The sequence below is a fragment of the Microbacterium sp. M genome (assembly GCF_045181065.1).
Taxonomy (GTDB): domain Bacteria; phylum Actinomycetota; class Actinomycetes; order Actinomycetales; family Microbacteriaceae; genus Microbacterium.
Window position 1 is genome coordinate 2,545,913 of the sequence record NZ_CP173721.1, and the last position, 23,953, is coordinate 2,569,865.

The 23,953-nt window shown below is 66.6% G+C and carries 32 protein-coding genes; 25 read left to right on the forward strand and 7 right to left on the reverse strand.

What is annotated here, in order from left to right:
• The 11 genes from ACI7YT_RS12675 to ACI7YT_RS12725 are packed head-to-tail and all read left to right on the forward strand — an operon-like array spanning position 1 to position 2,993.
• Positions 1-234 carry a hypothetical protein gene (locus ACI7YT_RS12675; protein ID WP_406245889.1) on the forward strand — a complete coding sequence of 78 codons (234 nt, stop codon included), beginning with the start codon at positions 1-3 and terminating at the stop codon, positions 232-234.
• Entirely contained in the window at positions 231-458 is a 228-nt protein-coding gene (locus ACI7YT_RS12680) for a hypothetical protein (protein WP_406245890.1), read from the forward strand. Before ACI7YT_RS12675 ends, ACI7YT_RS12680 begins: the two co-directional genes overlap by 4 nt.
• An 11-nt stretch (positions 459-469) precedes the next feature.
• A complete protein-coding gene (locus ACI7YT_RS12685; protein ID WP_406245891.1) occupies positions 470-679 on the forward strand; it encodes a hypothetical protein in 210 nt (69 codons plus the stop codon).
• Positions 676-900: a hypothetical protein gene (locus tag ACI7YT_RS12690; RefSeq protein WP_406245892.1), complete on the forward strand. Its 225-nt coding sequence runs from the start codon at positions 676-678 to the stop codon at positions 898-900. Before ACI7YT_RS12685 ends, ACI7YT_RS12690 begins: the two co-directional genes overlap by 4 nt.
• On the forward strand, positions 897-1,148 hold the full coding sequence (locus ACI7YT_RS12695) for a glutaredoxin family protein (RefSeq protein WP_406245893.1): 252 nt from the start codon (positions 897-899) through the stop codon (positions 1,146-1,148). The genes ACI7YT_RS12690 and ACI7YT_RS12695 overlap by 4 nt, the downstream gene beginning before the upstream one ends.
• On the forward strand, positions 1,145-1,318 hold the full coding sequence (locus ACI7YT_RS12700) for a hypothetical protein (RefSeq protein ID WP_406245894.1): 174 nt from the start codon (positions 1,145-1,147) through the stop codon (positions 1,316-1,318). The genes ACI7YT_RS12695 and ACI7YT_RS12700 overlap by 4 nt, the downstream gene beginning before the upstream one ends.
• The gene (locus tag ACI7YT_RS12705; protein ID WP_406245895.1) at positions 1,315-1,464 is read left to right on the forward strand and encodes a hypothetical protein; all 150 of its coding nucleotides are present in this window, start codon (positions 1,315-1,317) and stop codon (positions 1,462-1,464) included. The genes ACI7YT_RS12700 and ACI7YT_RS12705 overlap by 4 nt, the downstream gene beginning before the upstream one ends.
• Positions 1,464-1,637 carry a hypothetical protein gene (locus ACI7YT_RS12710; protein ID WP_406245896.1) on the forward strand — a complete coding sequence of 58 codons (174 nt, stop codon included), beginning with the start codon at positions 1,464-1,466 and terminating at the stop codon, positions 1,635-1,637. The genes ACI7YT_RS12705 and ACI7YT_RS12710 overlap by 1 nt, the downstream gene beginning before the upstream one ends.
• Positions 1,634-2,194, forward strand: coding sequence for a 5' nucleotidase, NT5C type (locus ACI7YT_RS12715; RefSeq protein ID WP_406245897.1), 561 nt, complete (start codon positions 1,634-1,636; stop codon positions 2,192-2,194). The genes ACI7YT_RS12710 and ACI7YT_RS12715 overlap by 4 nt, the downstream gene beginning before the upstream one ends.
• A complete protein-coding gene (locus ACI7YT_RS12720; RefSeq protein ID WP_406245898.1) occupies positions 2,191-2,379 on the forward strand; it encodes a hypothetical protein in 189 nt (62 codons plus the stop codon). The genes ACI7YT_RS12715 and ACI7YT_RS12720 overlap by 4 nt, the downstream gene beginning before the upstream one ends.
• The gene (locus ACI7YT_RS12725) at positions 2,376-2,993 is read left to right on the forward strand and encodes a hypothetical protein (RefSeq protein WP_406245899.1); all 618 of its coding nucleotides are present in this window, start codon (positions 2,376-2,378) and stop codon (positions 2,991-2,993) included. The genes ACI7YT_RS12720 and ACI7YT_RS12725 overlap by 4 nt, the downstream gene beginning before the upstream one ends.
• Here ACI7YT_RS12725 and ACI7YT_RS12730 read toward each other — a convergent pair.
• Positions 2,990-3,175 carry a hypothetical protein gene (locus ACI7YT_RS12730; RefSeq protein ID WP_406245900.1) on the reverse strand — a complete coding sequence of 62 codons (186 nt, stop codon included), beginning with the start codon at positions 3,173-3,175 and terminating at the stop codon, positions 2,990-2,992. The genes ACI7YT_RS12725 and ACI7YT_RS12730 overlap by 4 nt on opposite strands.
• A gap of 131 nt (positions 3,176-3,306) precedes the next feature.
• Here ACI7YT_RS12730 and ACI7YT_RS12735 point away from each other — a divergent pair, with 131 nt between their 5' ends.
• The 12 genes from ACI7YT_RS12735 (at position 3,307) to ACI7YT_RS12790 (ending at position 15,770) form a co-directional block, all read left to right on the forward strand.
• Positions 3,307-4,740, forward strand: coding sequence for a DNA sulfur modification protein DndB (locus ACI7YT_RS12735; RefSeq protein WP_406245901.1), 1,434 nt, complete (start codon positions 3,307-3,309; stop codon positions 4,738-4,740).
• Positions 4,741-4,887: 147 nt separating this feature from the next.
• Positions 4,888-5,418, forward strand: coding sequence for a hypothetical protein (locus tag ACI7YT_RS12740; RefSeq protein ID WP_406245902.1), 531 nt, complete (start codon positions 4,888-4,890; stop codon positions 5,416-5,418).
• Positions 5,411-7,099: a hypothetical protein gene (locus tag ACI7YT_RS12745; protein ID WP_406245903.1), complete on the forward strand. Its 1,689-nt coding sequence runs from the start codon at positions 5,411-5,413 to the stop codon at positions 7,097-7,099. The genes ACI7YT_RS12740 and ACI7YT_RS12745 overlap by 8 nt, the downstream gene beginning before the upstream one ends.
• Before the next feature lie 50 nt (positions 7,100-7,149).
• On the forward strand, positions 7,150-8,685 hold the full coding sequence (locus ACI7YT_RS12750; RefSeq protein ID WP_406245904.1) for a hypothetical protein: 1,536 nt from the start codon (positions 7,150-7,152) through the stop codon (positions 8,683-8,685).
• Between the two features lie 39 nt (positions 8,686-8,724).
• Positions 8,725-9,672 carry a hypothetical protein gene (locus tag ACI7YT_RS12755; protein ID WP_406245905.1) on the forward strand — a complete coding sequence of 316 codons (948 nt, stop codon included), beginning with the start codon at positions 8,725-8,727 and terminating at the stop codon, positions 9,670-9,672.
• Positions 9,672-10,133 carry a hypothetical protein gene (locus ACI7YT_RS12760; RefSeq protein WP_406245906.1) on the forward strand — a complete coding sequence of 154 codons (462 nt, stop codon included), beginning with the start codon at positions 9,672-9,674 and terminating at the stop codon, positions 10,131-10,133. Before ACI7YT_RS12755 ends, ACI7YT_RS12760 begins: the two co-directional genes overlap by 1 nt.
• Before the next feature lie 2 nt (positions 10,134-10,135).
• Positions 10,136-11,296: a hypothetical protein gene (locus ACI7YT_RS12765; protein ID WP_406245907.1), complete on the forward strand. Its 1,161-nt coding sequence runs from the start codon at positions 10,136-10,138 to the stop codon at positions 11,294-11,296.
• Between the two features lie 132 nt (positions 11,297-11,428).
• Positions 11,429-11,920, forward strand: coding sequence for a hypothetical protein (locus ACI7YT_RS12770; protein WP_406245908.1), 492 nt, complete (start codon positions 11,429-11,431; stop codon positions 11,918-11,920).
• A complete protein-coding gene (locus ACI7YT_RS12775) occupies positions 11,920-12,543 on the forward strand; it encodes a hypothetical protein (protein ID WP_406245909.1) in 624 nt (207 codons plus the stop codon). The genes ACI7YT_RS12770 and ACI7YT_RS12775 overlap by 1 nt, the downstream gene beginning before the upstream one ends.
• A gap of 2 nt (positions 12,544-12,545) precedes the next feature.
• A complete protein-coding gene (locus ACI7YT_RS12780) occupies positions 12,546-14,510 on the forward strand; it encodes a hypothetical protein (protein WP_406245910.1) in 1,965 nt (654 codons plus the stop codon).
• Positions 14,511-14,533: 23 nt separating this feature from the next.
• Positions 14,534-14,800 carry a hypothetical protein gene (locus ACI7YT_RS12785; RefSeq protein ID WP_406245911.1) on the forward strand — a complete coding sequence of 89 codons (267 nt, stop codon included), beginning with the start codon at positions 14,534-14,536 and terminating at the stop codon, positions 14,798-14,800.
• Between the two features lie 196 nt (positions 14,801-14,996).
• A complete protein-coding gene (locus tag ACI7YT_RS12790; protein WP_406245912.1) occupies positions 14,997-15,770 on the forward strand; it encodes a DedA family protein in 774 nt (257 codons plus the stop codon).
• A 21-nt stretch (positions 15,771-15,791) separates the two neighbouring features.
• Here the strand turns inward: ACI7YT_RS12790 and ACI7YT_RS12795 are convergent, their stop codons facing one another.
• On the reverse strand, positions 15,792-16,601 hold the full coding sequence (locus tag ACI7YT_RS12795; protein ID WP_406245913.1) for a Ku protein: 810 nt from the start codon (positions 16,599-16,601) through the stop codon (positions 15,792-15,794).
• 60 nt (positions 16,602-16,661) lie between these two features.
• Here ACI7YT_RS12795 and ACI7YT_RS12800 point away from each other — a divergent pair, with 60 nt between their 5' ends.
• Complete coding sequence (locus ACI7YT_RS12800; RefSeq protein ID WP_406245914.1) at positions 16,662-19,091, forward strand: ATP-dependent DNA ligase; 2,430 nt, start codon at positions 16,662-16,664, stop codon at positions 19,089-19,091.
• A 1-nt stretch (position 19,092) separates the two neighbouring features.
• Here the strand turns inward: ACI7YT_RS12800 and ACI7YT_RS12805 are convergent, their stop codons facing one another.
• The 4 genes from ACI7YT_RS12805 to murI all read right to left on the reverse strand — a co-directional run bounded on the left by ACI7YT_RS12805 (position 19,093) and on the right by murI (position 22,267).
• On the reverse strand, positions 19,093-20,010 hold the full coding sequence (locus ACI7YT_RS12805) for a cation diffusion facilitator family transporter (RefSeq protein ID WP_406245915.1): 918 nt from the start codon (positions 20,008-20,010) through the stop codon (positions 19,093-19,095).
• 88 nt (positions 20,011-20,098) lie between these two features.
• Positions 20,099-20,689, reverse strand: a complete 591-nt coding sequence (rdgB, locus tag ACI7YT_RS12810; RefSeq protein ID WP_406245916.1) for an RdgB/HAM1 family non-canonical purine NTP pyrophosphatase — start codon at positions 20,687-20,689, stop codon at positions 20,099-20,101.
• Positions 20,689-21,423 (reverse strand): ribonuclease PH, encoded by a 735-nt coding sequence (rph, locus tag ACI7YT_RS12815; RefSeq protein WP_406245917.1) that lies wholly within the window; start codon positions 21,421-21,423, stop codon positions 20,689-20,691. The genes rdgB and rph overlap by 1 nt, the downstream gene beginning before the upstream one ends.
• Positions 21,416-22,267, reverse strand: coding sequence for a glutamate racemase (gene murI / locus ACI7YT_RS12820; RefSeq protein WP_406245918.1), 852 nt, complete (start codon positions 22,265-22,267; stop codon positions 21,416-21,418). Before murI ends, rph begins: the two co-directional genes overlap by 8 nt.
• Positions 22,268-22,327: 60 nt before the next feature.
• On the opposite strand from murI, the gene ACI7YT_RS12825 reads away from it, so the two are divergent.
• The gene (locus tag ACI7YT_RS12825) at positions 22,328-23,653 is read left to right on the forward strand and encodes a nicotinate phosphoribosyltransferase (RefSeq protein WP_406245919.1); all 1,326 of its coding nucleotides are present in this window, start codon (positions 22,328-22,330) and stop codon (positions 23,651-23,653) included.
• On the opposite strand, the gene ACI7YT_RS12830 is transcribed toward ACI7YT_RS12825, so the two are convergent.
• Positions 23,650-23,916, reverse strand: a complete 267-nt coding sequence (locus ACI7YT_RS12830) for a DUF3039 domain-containing protein (RefSeq protein WP_406245920.1) — start codon at positions 23,914-23,916, stop codon at positions 23,650-23,652. The genes ACI7YT_RS12825 and ACI7YT_RS12830 overlap by 4 nt on opposite strands.
• Positions 23,917-23,953: the final 37 nt, after the last annotated feature.

A 23,953-nucleotide genomic window follows, 5' to 3' on the forward strand; every position in this document is an offset into this window, starting at 1 on the left:
ATGATGCTGTCCGACAGGGAGGGCGACTCCACGATCACCGCCCAGTACGCCCGCGAGGGCTACGTGACGCTGCACTGGTTCCGCTTCGACGAGTTCGATGCGGACCAGGACCGAAAGGCGGATCTCGGCGAGTTCGAGACTGCGCAGATCATCCGCCTCGCCGAGTACCTCAAGGACCGCGAAGCCAAGCCCACCAAGCGTCGCCGGTTCTGGCGCCGGAAGGAGAACTCATGAGCACGTCCCGCATTCCCGCCACCGGCTTCGCCGACTACCTCGACGAGGACCAGCCCGCGCTGTACGTCAAGGGTGGAGCCGGCAATATCCCCGGCGTCACCGAGGTTCACCTCTCGTTCTACGACCCGGAGGACGGCAAGGAAACCCTCTTTGGCTGGTTCCCCAGGGCGGCCATCGAGGACGCCCTGAATCGCGCCGGCCACTCCCCCATCGACTCCCACTGAAAGGATCCAACATGACCAAGGAATTCGACTCCACCGTCATCGACGCGATCAGCGACCTGCTCGAGAACCTCGGACACGACCTCGAGAACGTCGCCACGATCGAGATCAAGTCGACCGGCCGGATCAACGTGATCGGCAAGGACCGCTCCCTGCGCTCCCACAAGATCGTCTGGCCCACCTCGTTCGACAAGCAGGTGGCCGAGGAGGCTGAGGCCGAATGAGCGCAATCGACATCGTGGGAGGCTTCCGCGTCGGCGACACCGTGTTCGTCGGCGAGCCCGCACCCCTGCACCGCAAGAACACCTGGAAGATCCTGAGCCTCTGGACGGCGGCCGACGACGTGGCCTACGCCACGCTCACTTCCGGGCTCACCGGGCGCATGTCCACAGTGCCGGTCTCCCGTCTCCGCAAGTTCCGTCTGGTCGAGGAGGCCGTCGCGTGACCAACAAGCTGAAGATCTACCGGACCACCAACTGCAGGACGTGCCACACGATCATCACACGCCTCGAGGATGCGGGCCTCCCGCACTCCGTCGTCAACGTCGAGGAGGACCCCGCAGCCGCTCAGCGGCTCAAGGACGCCGGCATGACCCAGGCACCCGTGTTCGGCTGGAAGGGCAAGCTGCGCACGATCGCGGAGTTCCCGACCATCGAGCGGGAGCTGCGCGCCGAGCACGAGGCCGCAGCATGAGCGTCGCGCGCGGCGAGCACATCGTGGTCATCGGCCCCGATGATCGCGGACGCTTTCCACTGAAGAAGTACATCCACCCCGCGCCCGTCGCCGGCTGGAGACTGTACCGCGAGAACGACGGCAAGACGATCATCCTCGAGGCGATCGAAGACGCGAAGGAGACGGAATGAGCAAGTTCGAGCCCGGCGAGAAGGTCTACGCCGGCAACACCCTCGCGGAGTTCGTCCGCATCGTCCCGGTCTCCGGGTTGGCGATCATCAAGGTCGGCGCCGACACGCGCGTCGTCGACCCCGTGGCGCTGAGGAAGGCGAACTGATGGCTCGCGGCTGGAACGGTCGCCCCACCGACCAGGGTGCGGGCTACGTGCACTACCACGACGACCGGCGCATCATCCACTTCGCCAGCACGGCGGACGAGATCGCCGGCGCGCTCCTCGCCCAGAAGATCCGCGCGAGCGGATTCGAGGTCACGGGAAGGATGCCGTCATGAGGATCCTCGTCGACCAGGATGCGGTCATCGCCCACTGGGGCAACGAGTTCGACCGCCGCCTCGACTCCTATGGGGTCGAGGCGGCGGGGATCCCGCGCACGAAGGATCAGGCGCAATGGGATCTGAAGGCGGGCCGCACGGAATCCGAGCAGCGGATCATCGACCAGATCATGACCGAGCCGGGCTTCTACACCCGTCTGGAGCCGATCGAAGGCGCAAAACAAGCGCTTAAATCCGCGCTCAAGGCGGGCCACGACGTGCGGATCGTCTCGTCGCCGTTCATCTCGAACCCGACGTGCGCGAGCGACAAGCTCGACTGGATCACCCGGCACTACGGCTCCCACTGGGCATCACGTCTCGTCCTCACGAACGACAAGACGATCGTGCACGGCGACGTCCTGATCGACGACAAGCCGAGCATCACCGGGTCGATGGAGCCGACCTGGCGGCAGGTCATCTTCGGCGACTACGCCTACAACCGCCACGTCGACGCCGTGCGGCTGACCGACTGGAGCAGGTTCGACACGCTCCTCAACTGGCTGGAGGGCCAACTGTGACCGTTTCACCGCCCGATGAGATCACCGTCATCGTCTACCCAGTTCGCGCCGGCATCCCGCTCGAGCGGAAGGCCGCGCGCGTGACGGTCCCTCGCGACGCCACCGACTACCCGGACTTCATCCGGGAGGTCACCGAAGGCGTCGAGCGCGCCATGCACAACATCCTGACGGGAGAAAAGCGATGACTGCAGCACTGATCGGCCTCGGAGGCTACCTCCGCAGTGGCAAGGATGAGGTGGCCGGCGTCCTCGAGGAGCAGTTCGGCTTCGCCCGCCTCGGCATGTCCGACGCGCTCCACGAGGCCATGCTCGCGATCGACCCGATCGTCGTGGTCGACGAGTTCGTGCAGTACCCCGAGGGCGCTCCTGGGTACGGCTGGAACACCCCCCGCGCGAAGATGTCGTACTCCGAACTCGTCGAGGCTGTGGGCTATGTCGAGGCCAAGAAGCGTCCCGAAGTGCGTCGCCTCCTGCAGGCACTCGGCACCGAGGTGGGCCGCGACATGATTGGCACGAACACATGGTCTGACATCATGGCCCGCAAGGTCGAGGCGCTCCTCAAGCAGGGACGCAGTGTCGTGGCCACCGGGATCAGGTTCCCCAATGAGGTGCAGATGCTTCGCTCGTTCGCCGGGGCGGCCGTATGGGTGGACCGCCCCGGATTCGAGCCCTCCGCCTCCAGCCACGCCAGTGAGACGTCTGTGGGGTCTGACGACTTCGACATGGTGATCCGCAACACGGGCACCCTCGAGCAACTGCACGAGGGTGCTGCGGCGCTGGGGCGGAGGTACAGCGTCTAGCTCACGACAGGCACCTGATCCTCCACGACGAAGGCGATCCCCAACGCCTTCTTGATGCCATGGAGGAACAGCGACCGGTCGAACGCATACGCGTGGCTGGCGACTTCGATCACTACGAAGTCGCCAGCCACCTCCACGTCTACCCCTCTCGCGCCGTCAAACTCCCTGATGTGGACACCCATGTCCTGACCCCTCTCCGTTGGTCGAATGTTTGTTCGATAGTAGCCCCCACCCTCCGACATTGCTTGTGCGTCCTCGTTTTAGCGGCTAATGTACATATTCGTACCATTAACCACTGGGAAAGGCTACGTTCGTGACCACAACGAAAGCAAAGAACAAGCCGGCGCCGCAGATCTCTGGGTACACGACTGAGGAGCAGGTCTATGCCACTCGCTACAAGCAAGGTGGTCGCACCGTGTTTGGCCTGGCTCTGACCCCCGATCAGATCGTCAACCTGATCCAGCGTCCCGACCCGGACGCACACAATCCGGGCAACCGGAAGATCCGCCCGAAGCACGCCGCCGACTTCGCAGAATACTACCTGGACAACGAGTCCTGGGTCGCGCCTGCGCTGATCCTCCGCGCTCCGAGCATCTTCAGCTTCGACGCCGACATCGACGTCGCCGAAGGGAGCGCGCAGTTCGGCATCCTCTCGTACCCGAAGCGCGCACAGAGCGAGATCCACATCCTCGACGGCCAGCACCGAATCCTCGGATTCCACCTGGCGCTGCAGGAGATCACGAACCGCCTCGAGAAGGCCCGCGACTTCCGTGCTCGAGCAATCCGCACCGAGCAGGGGGACATGAACTCCGCCGTGGTCCGAGAAGCCGAGAAGGCAATTCGGGACGCCGAAAAGCTGCGCGATCGCTTCTACTCCGAGCGCATCTCAGTCGAGATCCAAGTCACGGACAGCCTGACGGAGTATCGCCAGATGTTCTACGACATCGCGGAGAACGCGCTCGGGATCACCGCGGCAGTGAAGGCTCGCTTCGATAACCGCAAGGTCGCCAACCGAGCACTGGCGCCCGTCCTGGAGCACCCGCTCCTCGTCGGACGCGTGGACATCGATCAGGACCGCATCGGCCGGAACAGCCCGTTCCTGCTGAGCGCCAAGCACGTCACGGACATCATCCGCAGCGCGCAGGTCGGCGTCGACGGCCGCATCGGCAAGATCATGGAGAAGACGCTCAACGACATCGACGTGGCGAACACCGCGACGAAGTTCCTGGATCTCGCCGTCGAGGCGTTCCCGCCCTACCAGGCGCTTCTCGCCGGCCAGGTGATGCCCGAGCAGCTGCGCTCGACGGGCATGTTCGGCTCCCCCGCGGCGCTGCGCATGCTGGCCAGCGTCTTCCATGACCTGAAGGCCACGCATGGCTTCGACAATGACATGGTGCTGGAGTACTTCAAGACACTGGCGCCGCACCTGTCTGACCGAGCCCACGCCGACTCGATCTGGATCCAGCACATGCCGGAGGACGCCTTCACGGTCGACGCCTACGGGCCCGACGTCCGCCGCCAGAACATCGCCGGAGCTGTCAAGGCTCTCGATGACTGGGCGGTCCTTGGCCCGAAGGGGGCGCCGTTCGTGTGGGAGGCTCCGAAGCCTGCTCCGACTCCCCCGCCGACAGAGGCAGACCTGCTGCTCACATCCGACATCGCCAAGGATCCCGAGCTGGCAACACTGCTCGAGAAGCGCGACGAGCTGGAAGCCGAGATGGCGAAGGCCGGCAAGGTCAAAAAGTAGCCACTAACGGCAAGAAGAAGCGGCCCCAGGGACTAGGAATCCTGGGGCCGCTTCTGTGTGACGACCATAGCACCGGAAAGGGGGACGGTTGATGGCAGTCCCTACTTTACCACCAAATAGCCTGTTTTGCGCGCTTAAAATGGGATCATGCCCTCAGAGATCTCCCGCCTGGACGACCGAATGCTGGCGATGGCCGATTCGCACTCGGCGGAGGAGATCTCCCGCGAACTCGGCGGCGTCATCACCCCCACCCGTGTCGCAGCCCGGATCAAGGAGCTGCTCGAGTCTCGCGACTGGCTGACCGAGGCGCAGCAGGACACCCTCGTCGTCATGAAGATGCGCAAGGTCCTCACGAAGCTCGAGCGCAACGCCGAGGGGCACCTCACCGAAGACAACGCGAAGGTGCAGCTGTCCTTCCTCAAGGCCATCGGCGAGCGGCTCGACAAGCGGCGCGCCGCGACCGAGATCGACCTGAACACCTACCACGTCAACGTCGGCCGCGAGATGGCCCGCGTCTACGATCTCGCCCTCGCCTACATGAAGGGCGCACTGCGCAGCGCGATCGACCCGGAGGTCTGGGACGAGACCTCGCGCGACGCACTGCAGCACGCCCGCGTCGAACTCGCCAAGCGCGCCGTCGACAGCGAAGGGCATCAGGTGAAATCCCTTGATGCTTGACAACGCGGCCTTCGACGCCGCGATCCAGGAACTCTCACAGAAGAGCAGGAAGGCGCTCTACCAGCGCGACTTCGAGGCGTGGTTGAGCGACGTGCTCGCCGAGCGCATGTATCGGAAGATGGCCGAGATCAGCAACGACGTGCTCTTCGGCTCAAACCCGCGCACCCTCGTGAAGTCGGCCAACGGTACAGGCAAGACGCACAGCGCCGCGCGCTGGGCGCTGTGGTGGATCACCGCCTGGCCGAAGGAAGAGTCACTGGCGATCATCACGGCGCCGACGCTGAAGCAGGTTCACCTCGGCATCTTCGCCTACCTCAAGGAGGCGTACGCCTACACGAAGGAGCGGGCGCAGCGCGAAGGTGTCGCTATGCCGTTCCCCGGCTGGATCAGCGAGCAGGGCGAGTGGCGGTACAGCACTCCCGGTGGAAACCAGACTCTCGCCGTCGCCCGAGTCCCCGGCGCCAGCGATGCCGTGTCGACCTTCCAGGGCCTCCGTAAGACCGGTGGCCGCAACTTCATCGCGCTCGACGAGGCCGGCGGTGTGCCTGAGCCCATCTACGCCGCGATCGACGCCCTGATGACCTCGGGCGACTCGCGCATGGGCGGCATCGGGAACCCCGACAAGCGCGCGACCGAGTTCTACAACAAGTTCACCACCGAGTCCGAGCGACTGTCGAACAACCTCCACACGATCTCCGCCTACGACCTGCCGACCATGACGGGCGAGGTCGTCTACCCCGACGACCCTCGCAAGCAGGAGATGCTGCTCAAGGGCCTCACGAGCGCGAAGTGGATCGCCCACAAGGAGATCGTCTGGCAGACCGGCGGCGAGGAGTACTTCGACGAGCAGGTCGGCGAGATGCGCCGGCGCGGCGGGACGCCGAACGGCCGATTCAAGGCCAAGGTGCTCGGCGAGTTCCCCGGCGACGCCGACAATACCTTCTTCAGCGAAGACCACATCAAGAAGGCCCAGGAGACCGAGATCGGGTATGCCCCCGAGACGTCCGTCGTCCTCGGCGCCGACATCGCGACCACGGGTAACGACGAGTCGGTCGTCTACGTCAACCGGGGCGGCCACCTCCGCCTCTTCGCCGACACGATCCTGTACCAGGACGGCGCCGAGATGCGCGAGACGACAGGCGTCTGGTCGAAGGAGGACACGCTGACCAACGCGCGGCGGATCCACGCGATCGCCAAGCACGTCGGTGCCACCGAGGTCCGCATCGACGGTAACGCGGTCGGCTCCGGTGTCGCCACCGACCTCATGCGCTCCGCCGAGTTCGCCGATCGCACCTACGAGGTCATCCGAGTGATCGGCTCGAAATCGTCGAGCGACATCGCCCGCTGGCGCATCTGGCGTGACGAGATCCACGACCACTTCTCCGACCTCATGCGCGACGGGCTGCTCGACATCGACCCCGACGACACGTACCTCCGCGACGAACTGATGCTCATCACCTACAAGCTGGTGAGCAGAGCCATCAAGATCGACGCGAAGGCTGACATGAAGACGATCATGGGCGGCTCCCCCGACCGCGCCGACGCGGCCATGTACGCCTCGCTCCGCGTTCAGGCTCCGGAGGATGGCATGAGGCCCGGCGATACCCGCGCCGTCGACCCCGCAGAGCACACGCGGGAAATCACTCGGGAGCGGAGATCTCGGCGAGTCCAGCCGGTATAGGCAGGTAGCTCTCCCGAAATAAGCCGCTTAAACGATCGTATTCTGGATAAATGCGAGAGAAGCGTGCACTGGAAGCCCTGGTCGAGGCGCTCAGCGTCACACAGACGGCGCCGGCCGGTCGCAACGACATCCTTTCCGAGGCTCTCCAGCACGTGCGAGCGATGCTCAGCAAGGAGGACCAGGGTTGGGACCTCCTCAAGGGTGGACGCGAACTCGAAGACGGCGGACTCTCGCTCGATGACCTGAAGATGTGGTCGCTCAAGCTGCGCGAAGACACCGTGGGTGCCCCATGGATCAAGCGCGGCTTCTCCCTCCGCTCCTCGTACATCTGGCAGGGCGGCATCAAGTACAAGGGCATCCCTGGCAAGTCCGCCGGCCGCGCCGTGAACGTCCAGGACAAGATCGACGACCCCCGCAACCAGCGCGCGTTCTTCAGCAAGCAGGCCCGCCGCCGCCGCGAAGGCATGCTCTACCACGACGGCATCGCCGTCTGGATCATGGACGACAACACCAAGCTGCTCGAGGTCGTCCCGCTTGCCGAGATCACCGGCAAGCTGACTGACCCCGACCACAACGACATCATCTACGCCTACCGGCGAGCCTGGACGCACCGGAATCCCGACGGCTCCACCGAAGACATGGTGCGCTGGTACTTCGTCGACACCTACAAGGACCTCGCCACCAAGACCATCACGGTCGCCACAGACGGCAAGGTGGGGGATCCCGAAATCGTCGACCGGTCGAAGACCGCGTTCGACATGCACGCCAACAGTGTCGAGGGCTGGGCCTTCGGCGCCCCCGACGCGCTGGCAGCCTGGTACTGGAACGGCGTCGCTCGCGATCTGTACATGGACGGCGTGGACGTCTCCGAGGGCCTCGCCTCGATCATCTTCAAGATGACCGGCGCCACGGCCAAGGGCGGACAGAGCGCCGGCGTGCAGTACGCCTCGCCACAGATGGCCGGCGGCATGGCCGTGGTTGGTGGCGGCGGCGACATGACCACGATGTCCTCTGCGGGCCACGGGTACAACTTCTCGAGCATCCGCGAAGTGATCGCGCTCATCGCATCTGCGCTCGACGTCTCCAACATCCACCTGACGAGCAACCCCGGCGATGCCGGTTCGTCCTACGGCTCCGCGCAGTCGCTCGACCTGCCCACCCGGCTCGCCATGCAGGCCCGACGGGACGAGCACATCGATCTCGACATGCGCGTGCTGCGCTGGATGGCAGGCAAGGAGGCCGGCAAGAACATCAAGGTGTACTTCGAGGCACTCGACGACGCAGCCGAGATCTACCGCAAGGTCCAGGCCATCATCCTCAAGTGGCAGAACGGGCTCATGCTGCCACAGGACGCCTCCGACGCGATCGACGAAGTGTTCGGGATCCCCGCCGGTAGCAAGGTGCCGCCTGGCATCATCATCCCGTCGAACACGGAGTTCCCGCAGTCGACCACGAACGACGCCAGCGCCGACGGCGGAGCGGGCGGCTCAGGGTCGCAGGCCGCCTCCCCCACGCAGGGCCGCTCGAACGGCACGGGCGACTCGAATTCGGCACAGCGGGATACCCGCGACGACACCGTTTCCTGACCCGATTTAAGCGGCTTAAACGCATCTACCATTGTGAGTATGACTCGTAAGTACGTTCAGGAGAGCGTAAAGCTCGCGCCGAAGAAGGCCGACGGCACGTACCCAATCGTCATCATCACGGAGGGCGAAGGCTCCTCCGGCGTCTACGAGGGTCACCTATTCGACGAGGGTGCCAGCGAGCACGTCTTCGAGAATGTCCCCTCGTTCATGGACCACCCGGTTGATCCCGCCGCGCCACACCTCCGCTCCGTCAACTCCATCGGCGGTCGCGTGAGCGGTGTCCATGTCGGCGAGGATGCCGGGCGCAAGGCGCTCCTGGGCGAGTACAAGCCTCGCGATGAGTACGCCAAGTTCGTCGAGGAGTTCGCCGACGTGCTCGGCATCTCGATCTTCTGCGGCGCCGACGGTGAAGTCCTCGAAGACGGTCGCCTCAAGGTGTCGGAGTTCGACGGCGAAGACCCGTACCGCTCCGTTGACATCGTGGTCGCCGCCGGTCGCGGTGGCCGCTTCAAGCGCGCAGAGGAATCCCTGCGCGTCCTCGAATCTTCGCTGGGGATCCCAGCGTCAAAGCCTGCTGCCGAAGCCTCGGCGGAGGAGAAAGAAGGAGAACACATGGAAGAGGTTCTGAAGGCCATCGAGGCCCTCACGAAGTCCCTCGAGCCTGTGGTCTCGTTCGTGAACGAGTCTGCCGCCAAGAAGGCCGACGAGTCCCAGACCAAGGTTGACGCCGAGGCTCTGGACTCCGCTCGCGCTGAGGGTGCAAAGGCTGCCGCCGAGGGCTTCCAGGCCGTCGACGACGCCAAGCTCCCGGAGACGATCGCCGAGGGCCTCAAGGCCCAGGTGCTCGACGGCAAGGACGTCACGGACGCGATCGCACAGGCCAAGGCCGTCGCTGAGGCGGTCGTCGATTCCGCCAAGGAGCGCGGCTTCGTCATCAACGAGTCCGCCGCCGGCGGCTCGAACACCACGCACGACTGGAGCCTGTGATGACTGTCGCAACTCAGAACGTCTTCGCTCACACCGATGCGCTCGTCGAGATCTGGGATGTGGGTGCAGCAACGCCCCAGAACACCCTCGTCCAGCAGGAGGGCTCCGAGCGACTCGGCGTCACCCTCACCGACACGATCGGTGTGACGAAGCCCGCCAAGACGATCTACGGATCCGTCACGATCAACGGCATCACGCAGCCTGGCGTCGGCAACGACGAGGCGCTGTCGGTCGCCGCTGACGGTTTCGCCGTGGGCGTCGCCATCGACGGTACCTGGAAGTTCCCGGTCGCCGGCGCCACCGTCGACACCGCCCAGGGCACCCCGGTGTACTTCGACCCGACGGCCGGAACGCTGTCCCTCGCGGACGACGGCGTTGACGACGTTCTCGCCGGATTCGTCAACTACACCGCCACCTACGCCAAGGCCGCAGGCACCCTGCCGGTCAAGATCGGAGCCTGAACGTGAAGAACGTCAGCGAACTGCTGAAGCAGTACAAGAACCCGTTCACGCTGGATGACCAGCTTCGCGCGCTTCCGGGCGTGACCGAGGCTCGCGTCAAGCGTGCGCAGGAACTCATCCAGAAGGCGAGGCGCTCGCGTGCTGCCGAGGGTCAGCTGGTGGAGCTTTTCACCACGTCGAACCTCAGCCTGTCGGTCGCGCATCTGCTGAACATCCAGACGATCCCGCAGCTCCCGGAGGAGCTGAAGGCGATCGACGGTCTCGCCGGCCAGCGCACCGTGCGCGACTTCAACCCGGTCGTGCTCCGCTCGCTCATCGCCTCTGCAGGCGTCGAGGGCGCGGGCATCAACGCGGACGGTTCCGCAGCGATCGTGCCCGAGGGAACGCCGTTCCCGAAGGTCACCGTCAAGAGCGACGAGGAGTCGTTCTACTCGAAGCTGAGCAAGCGAGGCTTCCGCTTCGACTTCACCTTCGAGTCGATCATCAACGACATCCTGAACGAACTCGACGGCCTGCCCGCCGAGATGCTCAAGGTGACCGTCGACACGATCTACGCGGAGATCTTCGACGCGCTCGACCAGGCGTCGCAGCACCTCCCCGCGGTGCAGCTGCCCGACGGTTCGACCGTTCCGGCGGACGCTCCGGTCTCGGCCCTCGCGATCATCGCCGCCGTCGTGGCGCTCGAGAACCGTGAGATCAACGGCCGCAAGATCGGCACTGTCGACACGGTGAACGTGCTCGTCCCGAAGGGCCGCAAGCGCTTCCTGGACTGGGACATCGCCCAGTTCGGTCGCGTCCTGACGATCCAGGATGGCGCGGACGGCGACGGTGCGAAGATCCTCGCGCCCGACACGATCATCCAGTCGATGTTCCCGAACGTCACGATCATCGAGTCGGATCGCCTCACCGGCACGCAGTGGAAGCTCTACCCGAAGCCGGGCACCACGCCCCGCCCGGTGCTCGAGCGCCTGAACCTGCGTGGCTACGAGAACCCCGAGATCCGAGTTCGCTCGGACCAGGGCTTCTACGTCGGCGGCGGCAAGGTCGACCTGTACGACGGCGGCTTCGACGCGGACACCGCGTCCTACCGCTACCGCCACATCACCGGCGCTGTCCTGTGGGACGACACCTGGGTGGTCGTGTCGAACGGCGACGGGGCCTGACCCGGATAAGCCGCTAAAGAAGGCCGCCCTAGCCCCAGAGCCGGGGCGGCCTTCTTGCATCAACTGCAGTACCGGCGGGGCTGGAGTGCTCACACCTCCGGCCCCGCCGCCCACATGAGGACGGATGTACACATGACCAACGTCGGAATCGCCCCGCCGCAGCCCGCCACCCCGGTCGGGCAGCTCCGCCTCCTCGTGGGCGACAAGAACTTCACCGCTCTCGAGCCCCCGATGACCGGGCTCGGCAACTATGCGATCTGGAGCGACGACGCTCTCGCGGTTACCCTCGCCACGGCCGGCGGGTCTCAGTACCGTGCGGCCTGGTCGCTGTACCTCGGTCTGGCCGCCGAGTACGCGCAGCGCGGCAAGTCCATCCGCACCGATGACCTCGCCATCGACACCAAGGGTCGCGGCGACACTCTCGTCAAGGTTGCCGAATCGTTCCTGAGCGAGGCGGAGTCTGCGGAAGCTGCAGAGGCCAGCGACTTCTTCCAGCTGGTCCCGTTCGGCGGGCGCCCCGGACGACGAGGCCAGCGCATCCGCCCCGAAGCGACGCCATGGCCCACTGTCCCGACGGCGAACCCTTCGCCCTCTCTCGGCAGCCTCGACGGAGGAACCCCCTGATGCCTCGGAACGATCTGATCCAGTACCGCCGCGGGACTGCTGCAGAATGGCTTGCCGCCAACCCCGTGCTCGCCGCCGGCGAGGTTGGCTACGCGATCGACGCCAACGAGATCCGCGTGGGCAACGGGATCCAGCCGTGGTCCTCGCTCGAGTCGATCGCCGGCGGTGGTGGCACTGGCGCTGACGGCGCCTCCGCCTATGAGGTCGCCGTCGCGAACGGCTTCGTCGGAACCGAGACCGAGTGGCTCGCATCGCTCGTCGGAGCACAGGGCGAGCCTGGGGCGGACGGAGCCCCTGGAACGCCGGGCGAGCCTGGAGCCGATGGCGCTCCGGGAACAACGAGCTGGAACGGACTGACAGACCTCCCCACGTCGTTCCCGCCGTCCGCCCACACGCAGGCCATCAGCACTGTGACCGGCCTGCAGGACGCCCTGGACGCCAAGGCGGACTTCGACGACATCCCGTCCACCCCGGCTGAGATCGGCGCTGCGACGGCTGCACAGGGCGCCCTGGCTGACACTGCGGTCCAGCCGAGCAATCTCCGGCTTCCGATCGTGATGACCAAGGCCGAGTTCGAGGGCATCACGCCCGTCGACGGCCAGGTCTACATCACCCAGGGCTGACCGTGGCCGTCATCACGCGCGCAGGCCAGGCTGCGGGGCAGAACACCGGCACGACAGCCCTGCCCATCACGAACCCCGCCGGCGCGGGCGTCGGCGACAAGATGCTGCTCGCGGTTACCTTCCCCACAACGGGCATCACGATCACCGACCCGGACGGGTGGACGATCGTCACCCAGGCGACCTACAACACCCGCAAGACGGTCATCCTGACGCGGGACTACGCGGCGGCCTACCCGAACATGGTCCTGAGCGCGGCCTCAGTCGCCGGCTACGCGATCATGGCGCTCCGCGCGGCCGACGGCCACACCCTGACTTCGTTCGTCGCTGGAAGCGGCTGGGACCGCCCGAGCCATGGCGGATCCATCGCGACAACGACCATGCCCTCCGTCGCTGGCCCGGCCGACGGACTCGCGATCGGTATCTCCGCCGAGACGAGCACGGCAGCGGAGACCGAAGGCCAGGTCACCTTCGCCGGCGCCGGGTGGGCGAAGTGGTTCTACGCAGACACCGACCCGGCCTCCGATGTGGCGGCGAACTTCTGGGTCGGCTGGAAGGATGTCGACGAGGTGGCATCCGGCGATGTCGTGTCGACCTGGCCGAACGCCTCGAACAACGGGTGGGGCATCCAGGTCTCGCTCGGCCAGATCCCCTCGGGCGCTTCCCCGACCGGCAACCTCGACACGATCGGCGTGTACCAGTCGGACACCAACAGCCTGACCGTCGGCGCCCGGCTCCTCACCTCCGGGACCGTGGAAGCCGTGCTGCGCCGCGGTGGGCTCGAGGTGGCACGCCAGGAGATGTCCTTCACGGCTGGCCGCGGGAGCGCGACCTTCACTGAGCTGACGCCGGCGACCGACTTCACGATCACCTTCGAGGTGGACGGCGGCGAGCAGACGGACGCCTCGGCATCCGCGCGCACGCTGCGATCGGGGCCGGCCTCCTTCGTAGCCGTGACGGGCTCGTGCCTGTTCACCGGGTCCACGCATCCGGTGTTCGACCGCATCGTCGACGACAACCCCGACTTCGTGACGGTGCAGGGCGACCTGCACTACGCCGACGCCTCCGACGAGGCCGGATGGTGGGCGGGCATGGTCGCCTCGCTGAACGCGATGCGAGGACTCCCCCACCGCGCCGTCACGCGCTGGACACCCGACAACCACGACACGATCCGCACGGACCCGCTCGGCGGCGGCGCCCCCGCCGTCCCGCCGGTCTGGAAGCAGCTCGCCGGGGCGACCGGGTGGGCCTCCTCGGACAGCGTGGGCCAGGCGTGGCGCAACGGCCGCGTCCTGTTCATCCAGACCGACCAGCGCTCAGCTCGAGACAACTACCAGACGGGCGCGGCCCCGCTCCGCCTCCTCGGTGACGCGCAGAAGGCGTGGTTCAAGGATCTCCTCACGGCCGCCGAATCGGATGAGACCGTCGCGGCGATCGTCTGGCTCCCGACGTGGATCGGCCTCCTGCAGGGCAGCGGGCGCTGGGGCTCGTACCCGGAGGAGTATGCCGAGCTGAACTCGCACATCCAGTCGCTCCCGAAGGTCCGCGACCGCATCATCATGGTCGGCGGCGACTCGCACAACCTCTGGGCCGACTCTGGCGCCCGCTCCTGGACCGAGGCCGCGTTCCCCGGCATCCCCTCGCTCAACGTCTCGGGCTTCAACCGCGCCGCGGACGCCGAGGCGTTCTTCGTCCCCGATCTCGCGAACGCCAGCCTGTACACGGCCGGCGACGGCACTACGGAAGCGGACTGGGGCGCGTACTCGCGCATCGCGGTCGCGGACGACGGTAGCGAGCTGACACTCCAGTGGGAGGCCGTGAGGGTCAATGCCACTGGCACGTCCGACGTGATGACCTCGTGGAGCAAGACGTTCCGTGCATCGTCGCCTCAGCCGTGGGATGCCGTCTATGTCGGGTCGACGCTCGCCGATGCGGTCTTCGTTGGCAGCTCGCAGGTGTGGCCGCTGTAGGTAGCTCGTGCGAGCATGGCTCGGTGAGTAAGTGGCACCCGATCCAGAACCTACAGGAGCCGCAACCCGGCGTATGGATCCAGTCCGACGCGCTCGGCCGAGAGTACGGGCGCATCGAGCTGCGCCGCGTGAATGACGGCGAGCTACGCTACAAGGTCACAGTCTCCGGCGAGATCCTCGGCTGGGCGGGCTCGCTGAAGTACGCAGCCGAGCGCCTCCACGCGCACTTCATCATGAACCATGGACCACGCGGCGGCCCGAATCAGTGGCCTCCCGATCGCAGGCAGTGAGGGGGCTGATTCGTGGACACATTTTGGACACACCTACCTCTCAAAACACCTGATTTTGGGTGATTGCACCTGATCCACGAGTAGCGTAGTTTCGCGGGAGTCGCTCGATCCAGGGGCGCTTATTTGGGTTCAAGTCCCACCTTCCGCACGCAGGGCGCGCAGACGCGCGCTCGACCGCCTTGCAAGACGGGACACCATGCATCACATCGCGCTCATCCCCTGGCTCGACCCGGCGACGATCATCGGCGCCGCAGGCCCCTGGGCCCTGCTCGTGGTGTGCTTCATCATCTTCGCCGAGACAGGACTCCTCATCGGATTCCTGCTCCCCGGTGACACGCTGCTGGTGATCTCCGGCCTGCTGTCGCACCCGCAGTCGTACGCGCCGAACGGTGTGTTCGGCATCAGCGTGTGGTGGGTCGCCCTTCTCATCGGGCTGGCCGCGTTCGTCGGCGGCGAGGTCGGCTACCTGATCGGGCACAAGGGCGGACCTGCCGTGTTCGAACGCAAGGAGTCCGGCCTGTTCAGCCGGAAGAACGTCGAGCGGACGAACGCCTTCTTCGAAAGATACGGCGGGCTGACGATCATCCTCGCGCGCTTCGTGCCGATCGTGCGCACGTTCGCCCCGGTCGCCGCGGGTGTCGGGCACATGCACAAGGGCAAGTACACGCTCTACAACCTCATCGGCGCGGTGCTGTGGGGCTTCGGCCTGACGATGTTCGGCTACGTCATCGGGTTCGTTCCGTGGATCGCGGAGTTCGTCGAGAGCTACATCGACCTCATCCTCCTGGCCGCGGTCGGCGGCACCGCGATCATCACGCTGTGGCACTACTTCTCCGAGCGGCACAAGGTCCGCAAGGAGCTCGCCGCGGGCGGAGACCCGGAGACCGATGCGGTCGAGGCGACGGAGCTCACCCTCGACCCCGAGGTGTTCGATCGCGCACCCGACCTGGACGGCGACGGCAAGCACTGACCCGCACGGATCGGGCGCAGGTCAGCCCGCGTCGCGCTTCTTCGACCGCGACTTCTCGACGCTGGCGCGCAGCGCCTCCATGAGGTCGATGACCTCGCCGCCTTTCTGCACCTCTTCGCCCTCTTCGCCGAAGGTCTCGGAGACGTCGAACGTGTCCCCCGCCTCGATCTTGGCGTCGATGAGCGTGCGCAGCTCCTTCTGGTATTCGTCGACGAACGACTCCGGATCGAAGTCGCTCGAGTAGCTGTCGACGAGGCTCGCCGACAGTTCGAGCTCCTTCTTGGAGATCTTCACGTCCTCGTCCAGCGAGTCGAACGACGCCTCCCGCACCTCGTCCGCCCACAGCAGCGTCTGCAGCACCAGCACGTCTCCGCGGACGCGCAGTGCCGCGAGCCGCGTCTTCTGGCGCAGCGTGAAACGCACGATAGCGGTGCGATCGGTCTGCTCCAGCGTCTTGCGCAGCAGCACGTACGCCTTGGGGGACTTCGAATCGGGTTCCAGGTAGTACGCCTTGTCGAGGGTCAGCAGATCCACCTGCTCGGTCGGCACGAATTCCACGACGTCGATCTCGCGGCTGCGCTCCGCGGGCAGAGCGTCGAGATCGTCCTTGGTCAGCACCACGCGCTGCCCGTCGTCCTCGTACGCCCTGTCGATGTTCTGATACGGGACCACCTCGCCGCACACCTCGCAGGTCCGCTTGTAGCGGATGCGTCCGCCGTCCTCATCGTGCACCTGATGCAGCGGGACGTCGTGATCCTCGGTGGCGGAGTACACCTTCACCGGGACGTTCACGAGCCCGAACGTCAGGGCGCCTTTCCAGATCGACCTCATGACACCAGTGAACACCGCGAGCCCCGTCCGGGGCCAGGGGCTTGCGGCTACGATTTCGGCATGCCAAGCAACGCGCAGATCGTCGAGGTCGACGGACGGCGTGTGCGTCTGACCAATCTCGACAAGATCATGTATCCCGCCACCGGCACCACGAAGGGCGAGGTCATCGCGTACTACACGGCTGTCGCCGGACGGATGCTGCCGCTGCTGTCCGGCCGTCCCGTCACGCGCAAGCGGTGGGTGGAAGGCGTCGGAACGGAGGATGCCCCGGCTGACGCCTTCTTCACGAAGCAGCTCGAGCAGGGCACGCCGAGCTGGGTGGCTCGGAGACCGATCGAGCACTCCGACGGATCGAAGGACTACCCGCTCATCGAGGATCTGCCGTCACTAGTCTGGTTCGCCCAGATCGCCGCGATCGAACTGCACGTGCCGCAGTGGCGCTTCGCTCCGGAGGGCCACCGAAGCAATCCCGACCGTCTCGTCATCGACCTCGATCCGGGGCCGGGTGCCGATCTGGCCGCGTGCGCGCATGTGGCCGCGCTCGCCCGCGACATCCTGCGCGACATCGGACTCGACCCGGTGCCGGTGACGAGCGGCAGCAAGGGCATCCACCTGTACTCGCGACTGGACGGCTCGCAGACCAGCGATCAGGCCTCCATTCTCGCGAGGGAGCTCGCTCGCGCGATCGAGGCCGATCATCCCGACATCGCCACGAGCGTCATGGCGAAGACCGCGCGCGGCGGGAAGGTCTTCCTCGATTGGAGTCAGAACAACGCGTCCAAGACCACGATCTCGCCGTATTCACTGCGCGGACGATTCCACCCGACCGTCGCCGCGCCGCGCACCTGGGAGGAACTGGAGTCGCCCGACCTGCGTCACCTCGAATTCTACGAGGTGCTCGAACGCATCGACGCCGGCGTCGATCCGATGTCGGACTTCGCGCGTTCGGCGTCCTCGGCGCATCTGGCCCCCTATCTGTCCAAGCGCACGGTCGGGCGCACCCCCGAGCCGATGCCCGAGCTGCACGCCGTCGAGCCGTCTCCTCCCGGCGCACCGCCGCGCTTCGTCATCCAGGAGCATCATGCGCGACGGCTCCACTTCGATCTGCGCATCGAACGCGACGGCGTCCTCGTCAGCTGGGCGGTGCCCAAGGGCATCCCCGAGCTCGGCGACCGCAACCATCTCGCCGTCATGACCGAGCCCCACCCGCTGGAGTATCTCGAGTTCCACGGCGAGATCCCGAAGGGCGAGTACGGCGCCGGGAGCATGACGATCTGGGACAGCGGAACCGTCGACATCGAGAAGTGGCGCGACGACGAGGTCATCGCCACCTTCAGCGGGCAGGGGCCGCTCGGGCGCGCCCGGCTGGCGCTGATCCGTACCGAGGGCAGCGGGGAGAAGTCCTCGTGGCTGCTGCATCGGATGAAGGATGCCGAGGCGGCTGGTGCTCGGCATCCGGTCGTGACGAGGTCGAAGCCGGCCGTCCGCGCGGAACCCGACCCGGCACCCTCCCCCGATTCCGCTGGTTCGGTCGCGCCCGAACCGATGCTCGCCGAGACCGGGACCGCCGGGCTCGCGCGCGGCCTCGGCGATGCCTGGGCCGAGATCAAGTGGGACGGCATCCGCGCGATGGGCGTCTGGCAGGACGGGCGTCTTCGCCTGTACGCCCGCAGCGGCACCGACATCACCGCCCGCTACCCGGAGCTGACCGCGGACGGCGCCCCGCATCTCGCAGTCTCGGATGCCGTGATCGACGGCGAGATCATCGCCCTGGACGCCTCGGGGCGCCCCAGCTTCAGCCGCCTGCAGAACCGGATGCATCTGACCAAGCCGCGGGAGATCGAACGCGAGGTCGTGCGGACGCCGATCGTGTACCAGCTCTTCGACCTGCTCCGATTGGAGGGGCACGATCTCACCAGGACCCCGTTGCGCGACCGTCGGCGGCTACTCGAGACGCTCGCGGAGAGCACCGACGGCCCGGTGATCGTCCCGCCGGTGTTCGATGACATCGACGCCGCATTGGAGACCAGCGAGGAGCTCGGTCTGGAGGGGGTCGTCGTCAAGGGCGCCGACTCGATCTATCGCCCTGGAACCCGATCCGGGGCGTGGCTGAAGATCAAGCACACCAGGACGCAGGAGGTCGTGATCGCCGGCATCCGACCGGGGAAGGGCAACCGCGCAGGCGGCATCGGATCCCTGCTGCTCGCCATTCCCGAGGACGGCGGGCTGCGCTACATCGGGCGCGTCGGCACCGGCTTCACCGACCGCATCCTGCGCGATCTGATCGCGAGGCTGGAGCCGTTGCGCGTCCCGAAGAACCGCATCGAGGGTGTCCCGGCACTGGACGCCTCGGATGCCGAGTGGGTGCGCCCCGAGCTCGTCGGCGAGGTCGAATTCGCGAACTGGACACCGGACGGCATCCTGCGTCACGCGCGCTGGCGGGGCCTGCGCCCGGATAAGAGCGTGGACGAGATCGTCGTCGAATCCTGAGTCAGGCGTGCGCCTGCTCGCACTGCGCGGCGTCGTCCGGCTCGAGCTGGAACGTGGAGTGCTCGACGTCGAAGTGCTCCGCGAGGCACTCCTGGAGCTGCGAGAGGAGCGCCGCCGACCGGCCCTGCTCGATCAGCTCCGGCGCCACGCCGATGTGGGCCGTGAACACGGGAGCTCCACGGGTCAGCTGCCAGACGTGCACATCGTGGACGCCGGTCACGCCGTCGAGGGCCTGAAGGTGCGCGCGGATGTCGGCCACCGTCATGCCCTTCGGCGCGGACTCGGCGAGCACGGAGAACACCTCGCGCAGCAGTGTGACAGCACGCGGGATGATCATGGCAGCGATGAACAGCGATGCGATGGCGTCAGCCGGCATCCATCCGGTCGCGATGATCACCACGGCGGCGACGATGACGGCTGCGGATCCGATCAGATCGCCGAGGACTTCGAGGTACGCGCCTCGGACGTTGATGTTCGTGCGCTGTGCGGCGCTGAGCAGCCACATCGAGATGCCGTTCGCGACGAGTCCGACCACCGCGACGACGAGCATCAGACCGCCGGCCACCTCGGCCTCACCGGGGTCGAGCAGACGCGAGACGCCTTCGATCCCGACGACGGCGGCCAGGACGATGAGGATGATGGCGTTGATCAGGGCTCCGAAGACCTCGGCGCGCTGATAGCCGAACGTCCGCCGGTCGTCGGCCGGGCGAGCGGCGACGACGCTGGCGACGAGCGCGATGACGAGCGCCGAGGCATCCGTGAACATGTGCGCGGCGTCGGCGAGCAGCGCGAGCGACCCGCTGAGCACCGCTCCGACGACCTGAACGATCATGATCGTCGCCGTCAGGCACAGCGAGATGGTCAGCAGTCTGCGACTGCCGGCGCCTCGGATGCCGGTGGGATGAGCGTGGTCGTGCATGCCTCAAGAGTACGAGCGAAAACGCCCGTCAGAGGCGATTTCCCGTAGTCGGGAATGGTGACGATTCTCAGTAGCGGCCTGGTCCGGCTCAGAGCCTCTCGAGCAGCGGGATCAGCGCTTCGAAGGCACGCGCGCGATGCGACTGCGCCTGCTTCTCCTCCGCGCTGAATTCGCCCACGCTGCGCGGGGCGCCCTCCTGGCCGTCCGGGACGAAGATGGGGTCGTAGCCGAATCCGCCGGAACCGGATGCCGCATGAGCAAGACGCCCCGGCCATACGCCTTCGACGACGTGCTCCTCGCCCTCCGGCGTCACGAGCGCGATCGTCGAGACGAACTGCGCCGCGCGGTGGTGGTCGGCGATGTCGGCGAGCTGGTCCAGGAGCAGGTCCAGGTTCGCCTGGGCATCCTTCTTCTGACCGGCCCAGTATGCGGAGAACACCCCTGGCGACCCGCCGAGCACGTCGACGCAGATGCCGGAGTCGTCGGCGAGTGCTGCGAGTCCAGTGTGCGCGGCCGCGGCTCTCGCCTTGATGAGCGCGTTCTCGGCGAAGGTGACGCCGTCCTCGACCGGCTCGGGGCCGTCGTAGCCGACGACCTCGAGATCGGACCTGGTGCGAGCGACGATCTGAGCGAACTCCGACACCTTGTGCGGATTGTGCGTGGCGAGGACGACCCTCATCAGCCGGCCAGCGCCTCGAGCTGTCGTGCCTTCAGGTCCTCGCAGCCGGCGACGCCGAGTTCGAGCAGTGCATCGAGCTCGCGTTTGTCGAACGGTGCGCCTTCGGCGGTGCCCTGCACCTCGACGAACAGTCCACGGCCGGTCACGACGATGTTCATATCGGTCTCGGCACGCACGTCCTCGACGTATGCGAGATCGAGCATCGGATCGCCGTCGATGATGCCCACCGACACGGCCGAGACGGAGTCGAGCAGCGGCTTGGAATTCTTGCCGATGAACTTCTTGTCCCTGCCCCACTCGATCGCGTCTGCGAGCGCGACATAGGCGCCCGTGATCGCCGCGGTGCGCGTGCCGCCGTCGGCCTGCAACACGTCGCAGTCGATGACGATCGTGTTCTCGCCGAGCGCCTTGGTATCGACGACGGCACGCAGAGCGCGCCCGATCAGGCGGGAGATCTCGTGGGTGCGGCCGCCGATGCGACCCTTCACGCTCTCCCGGTCGTTGCGGCTGTTCGTCGCCCTGGGCAGCATCGCGTACTCGGCGGTGACCCATCCCTTGCCCTTGCCGGTCAGCCACCGGGGGACGCCGTTGGTGAAGGATGCCGTGCACAGCACCTTCGTCCCGCCGAAGCTGATGAGGGCCGATCCCTCGGCATTGGCACTCCAGCCTCGTTCGATCGTGATCTCACGGAGCTGGTTCGTGGCGCGGCCGTCGGAACGGACGATGTCAGACATGGGTTTCCTTCGTCTCGAGGGATTGTGCTTCGGGAAGTGTGATGACGCCGGTCTGGACCAGCTGCACGTCGCGGACCTCGCGGCCCATCAAGCGGTTCGCCAGCGCCGTGAAATCGTCGGCCGAGTCTCCGGTGGCCTCGTACACGTAGGTGGCTACGGCATCCGATGGGGCGAGCAGGTCGCCGCGGACGAGCTGACGGTACACGTCGGCGGCCGTCTCATCGTCGCTGGAGACGAGAGACACGCCCTCGCCCATGACATATCCGATCGCGCCGCGCAGGAACGGATAGTGGGTGCAGCCGAGCACGAGGGTGTCCACATCGGCATCCCGCAGCGGTGCGAGGTACTCCTCGGCGGTGGCGAGCACCTCGGGAGAGCCGGTGATGCCCGCCTCGACGAACTCGACGAACCGCGGGCAGGCGGCCGTGAAGACGTCGAGTCGCTCATTGACCTCGAGCATGTCCTGATACGCGCGCGAGCCGATCGTGCCCACCGTGCCGATCACGCCGATGCGGCCGTTTCGGGTCGTCGAGACCGCACGACGGACGGCGGGGCCGATCACCTCGACCACGGGGACGTCGTAGCGCTCCCTGGCATCGCGCAGCATCGCCGAGGATGCCGTGTTGCACGCGATCACGAGCATCTTGACACCCTGCTCGACGAGCGTGTCGAGCACCTCGAGTCCGTAGCGGCGGACGTCGGCGATCGGCTTGGGCCCGTACGGAGAGTGCGCCGTGTCGCCGATGTAGACGAACGATTCTCGAGGCAGCTGGGCGCGGATGGCCCTGGCCACGGTGAGCCCGCCGACACCCGAGTCGAAGATTCCGATGGGCGCGTCGTTCATGACTCACCAGCCTACCGTCCGCACCGCCGCGGGTCGGCTCGCGCTCACTAAGCTGAGCGCATGACCTCGTCGACGGCGCTTCTGACCGACCGCTACGAACTCACCATGCTCGGCGCCGCACTGCGAGACGGTACCGCCGCGCGCCCCTGCGTCTTCGAGCTGTTCTCCCGCCGATTGTCCGGCGGGAGGCGTTTCGGCGTCGTCGCCGGAACGGGGCGCCTGCTCTCGCTGCTTCGCGAGTTCCATTTCGGCGAGGACGAGTTGCGCTACCTGCGCGACGAGCACGTGGTGGATGCCGAGTCGCTGACGTATCTGGAGAACTACCGGTTCACGGGATCCATCAGCGGATATCGCGAGGGCGAGCTGTACTTCCCCGGCTCCCCCATCCTGACCGTCGAGGGGAGTTTCGCCGACGCCGTCGTGCTGGAAACGCTGGCGCTGAGCGTGCTCAATCACGATTCGGCTGTGGCGACGGCGGCATCGCGCATGAGCATCGCCGCCGGTGATCGGCCGCTCGCCGAGATGGGTTCGCGCCGGGCCGCGGAGCACTCCGCCGTCGCCGCCGCCCGTGCCGCATACATCGCCGGATTCCGGGCGACGAGCAATCTCGAGGCCGGTCGGCGCTGGGGGATCCCCACCATGGGCACGGCCGCGCATTCCTGGACGCTGCTGCACGAGAGCGAGGAAGATGCGTTCCGTGCGCAGATCGCGAGCCTCGGCACCGACACGACGCTCCTCGTGGACACGTACGACATCCGTGCCGGCGTCGATACGGCGATCAGGGTCGCCGGTACCGGCCTGGGCGGAGTGCGGATCGACTCGGGTGACCTGCCGATCGTCGCAGCCGACGTGCGCGCGCAGCTCGACGAACTCGGCGCCACCGCCACGCGCATCACGGTGACCAGCGATCTCGACGAGTACGCGATCGCCTCCCTCGCGGCCTCCCCCGTCGACGCCTACGGCGTCGGAACGTCGGTCGTCACCGGTTCGGGCTATCCGACCGCGAGCATGGTCTACAAGCTCGTCGCCAGGCAGGATGCCGACGGCGCCTGGATCGGTGTCGCGAAGGCATCCGCCGACAAGGCGTCGCAGGGCGGACGCAAGGCCGCCTTCCGCACGCTGACCGACGGTGTCGCGACGGCCGAGACGGTCGTGGTGTCGGACGGATTCGAGGAGCTGGACACTCCGTCCGAGCATCCTGGTTCCCGGCCGCTGCAGGTGCCTTTCGTCGACAACGGCGAGATCGACACCGCGTTCGAGGGCGCCGAGGGCACGGCATCCGCGCGGGCGCATCACCTGCGTGTGCGCGAGGAACTGCCTGTTCAGGCGCTGGCGCTCAGCAAGTCGGATCCTGCGATTCCGACCGTTCTGATCGACGCGGTCTAGAAGACCATCGATTCGTAGATCTCTTTGCAGGTGGGGCAGACCGGGAACTTCTCCGGGTCTCGCCCTGGCGTCCACTTCTTGCCGCACAGCGCACGCACCGGCTTGCCGGTGATCGCGGACTCGAGGATCTTGTCCTTCTTCACGTAGTGGCTGAAGCGCTCGTGGTCGCCCGGCTCGATCGTCTCCTGGTTGAGGAGCTCTTCGAGTTCGCGATCAAGCGTTGCCACGCCGCCCTGATCGGGGCTGTCCAACGGAGTACTCATGGGCTGATTCTAGTCCGGAGCGGAGGTTCGCGGGTCG

What these genes read in the sequence shown, in the direction of transcription:
- ACI7YT_RS12675 (WP_406245889.1), top strand. Translation starts at nt 1, where the DNA reads ATGATGCTGTCCGACAGGGAGGGCGACTCCACGATCACCGCCCAGTAC.
- ACI7YT_RS12680 (WP_406245890.1), top strand. Translation starts at nt 231, where the DNA reads ATGAGCACGTCCCGCATTCCCGCCACCGGCTTCGCCGACTACCTCGAC.
- ACI7YT_RS12685 (WP_406245891.1), top strand. Translation starts at nt 470, where the DNA reads ATGACCAAGGAATTCGACTCCACCGTCATCGACGCGATCAGCGACCTG.
- ACI7YT_RS12690 (WP_406245892.1), top strand. Translation starts at nt 676, where the DNA reads ATGAGCGCAATCGACATCGTGGGAGGCTTCCGCGTCGGCGACACCGTG.
- ACI7YT_RS12700 (WP_406245894.1), top strand. Translation starts at nt 1,145, where the DNA reads ATGAGCGTCGCGCGCGGCGAGCACATCGTGGTCATCGGCCCCGATGAT.
- ACI7YT_RS12705 (WP_406245895.1), top strand. Translation starts at nt 1,315, where the DNA reads ATGAGCAAGTTCGAGCCCGGCGAGAAGGTCTACGCCGGCAACACCCTC.
- ACI7YT_RS12710 (WP_406245896.1), top strand. Translation starts at nt 1,464, where the DNA reads ATGGCTCGCGGCTGGAACGGTCGCCCCACCGACCAGGGTGCGGGCTAC.
- ACI7YT_RS12715 (WP_406245897.1), top strand. Translation starts at nt 1,634, where the DNA reads ATGAGGATCCTCGTCGACCAGGATGCGGTCATCGCCCACTGGGGCAAC.
- ACI7YT_RS12725 (WP_406245899.1), top strand. Translation starts at nt 2,376, where the DNA reads ATGACTGCAGCACTGATCGGCCTCGGAGGCTACCTCCGCAGTGGCAAG.
- ACI7YT_RS12730 (WP_406245900.1), bottom strand. Translation starts at nt 3,175, where the DNA reads ATGGGTGTCCACATCAGGGAGTTTGACGGCGCGAGAGGGGTAGACGTG.
- ACI7YT_RS12740 (WP_406245902.1), top strand. Translation starts at nt 4,888, where the DNA reads ATGCCCTCAGAGATCTCCCGCCTGGACGACCGAATGCTGGCGATGGCC.
- ACI7YT_RS12745 (WP_406245903.1), top strand. Translation starts at nt 5,411, where the DNA reads ATGCTTGACAACGCGGCCTTCGACGCCGCGATCCAGGAACTCTCACAG.
- ACI7YT_RS12750 (WP_406245904.1), top strand. Translation starts at nt 7,150, where the DNA reads ATGCGAGAGAAGCGTGCACTGGAAGCCCTGGTCGAGGCGCTCAGCGTC.
- ACI7YT_RS12755 (WP_406245905.1), top strand. Translation starts at nt 8,725, where the DNA reads ATGACTCGTAAGTACGTTCAGGAGAGCGTAAAGCTCGCGCCGAAGAAG.
- ACI7YT_RS12760 (WP_406245906.1), top strand. Translation starts at nt 9,672, where the DNA reads ATGACTGTCGCAACTCAGAACGTCTTCGCTCACACCGATGCGCTCGTC.
- ACI7YT_RS12770 (WP_406245908.1), top strand. Translation starts at nt 11,429, where the DNA reads ATGACCAACGTCGGAATCGCCCCGCCGCAGCCCGCCACCCCGGTCGGG.
- ACI7YT_RS12775 (WP_406245909.1), top strand. Translation starts at nt 11,920, where the DNA reads ATGCCTCGGAACGATCTGATCCAGTACCGCCGCGGGACTGCTGCAGAA.
- ACI7YT_RS12790 (WP_406245912.1), top strand. Translation starts at nt 14,997, where the DNA reads ATGCATCACATCGCGCTCATCCCCTGGCTCGACCCGGCGACGATCATC.
- ACI7YT_RS12795 (WP_406245913.1), bottom strand. Translation starts at nt 16,601, where the DNA reads ATGAGGTCGATCTGGAAAGGCGCCCTGACGTTCGGGCTCGTGAACGTC.
- ACI7YT_RS12800 (WP_406245914.1), top strand. Translation starts at nt 16,662, where the DNA reads ATGCCAAGCAACGCGCAGATCGTCGAGGTCGACGGACGGCGTGTGCGT.
- ACI7YT_RS12805 (WP_406245915.1), bottom strand. Translation starts at nt 20,010, where the DNA reads ATGCACGACCACGCTCATCCCACCGGCATCCGAGGCGCCGGCAGTCGC.
- rdgB (WP_406245916.1), bottom strand. Translation starts at nt 20,689, where the DNA reads ATGAGGGTCGTCCTCGCCACGCACAATCCGCACAAGGTGTCGGAGTTC.
- rph (WP_406245917.1), bottom strand. Translation starts at nt 21,423, where the DNA reads ATGTCTGACATCGTCCGTTCCGACGGCCGCGCCACGAACCAGCTCCGT.
- murI (WP_406245918.1), bottom strand. Translation starts at nt 22,267, where the DNA reads ATGAACGACGCGCCCATCGGAATCTTCGACTCGGGTGTCGGCGGGCTC.
- ACI7YT_RS12825 (WP_406245919.1), top strand. Translation starts at nt 22,328, where the DNA reads ATGACCTCGTCGACGGCGCTTCTGACCGACCGCTACGAACTCACCATG.
- ACI7YT_RS12830 (WP_406245920.1), bottom strand. Translation starts at nt 23,916, where the DNA reads ATGAGTACTCCGTTGGACAGCCCCGATCAGGGCGGCGTGGCAACGCTT.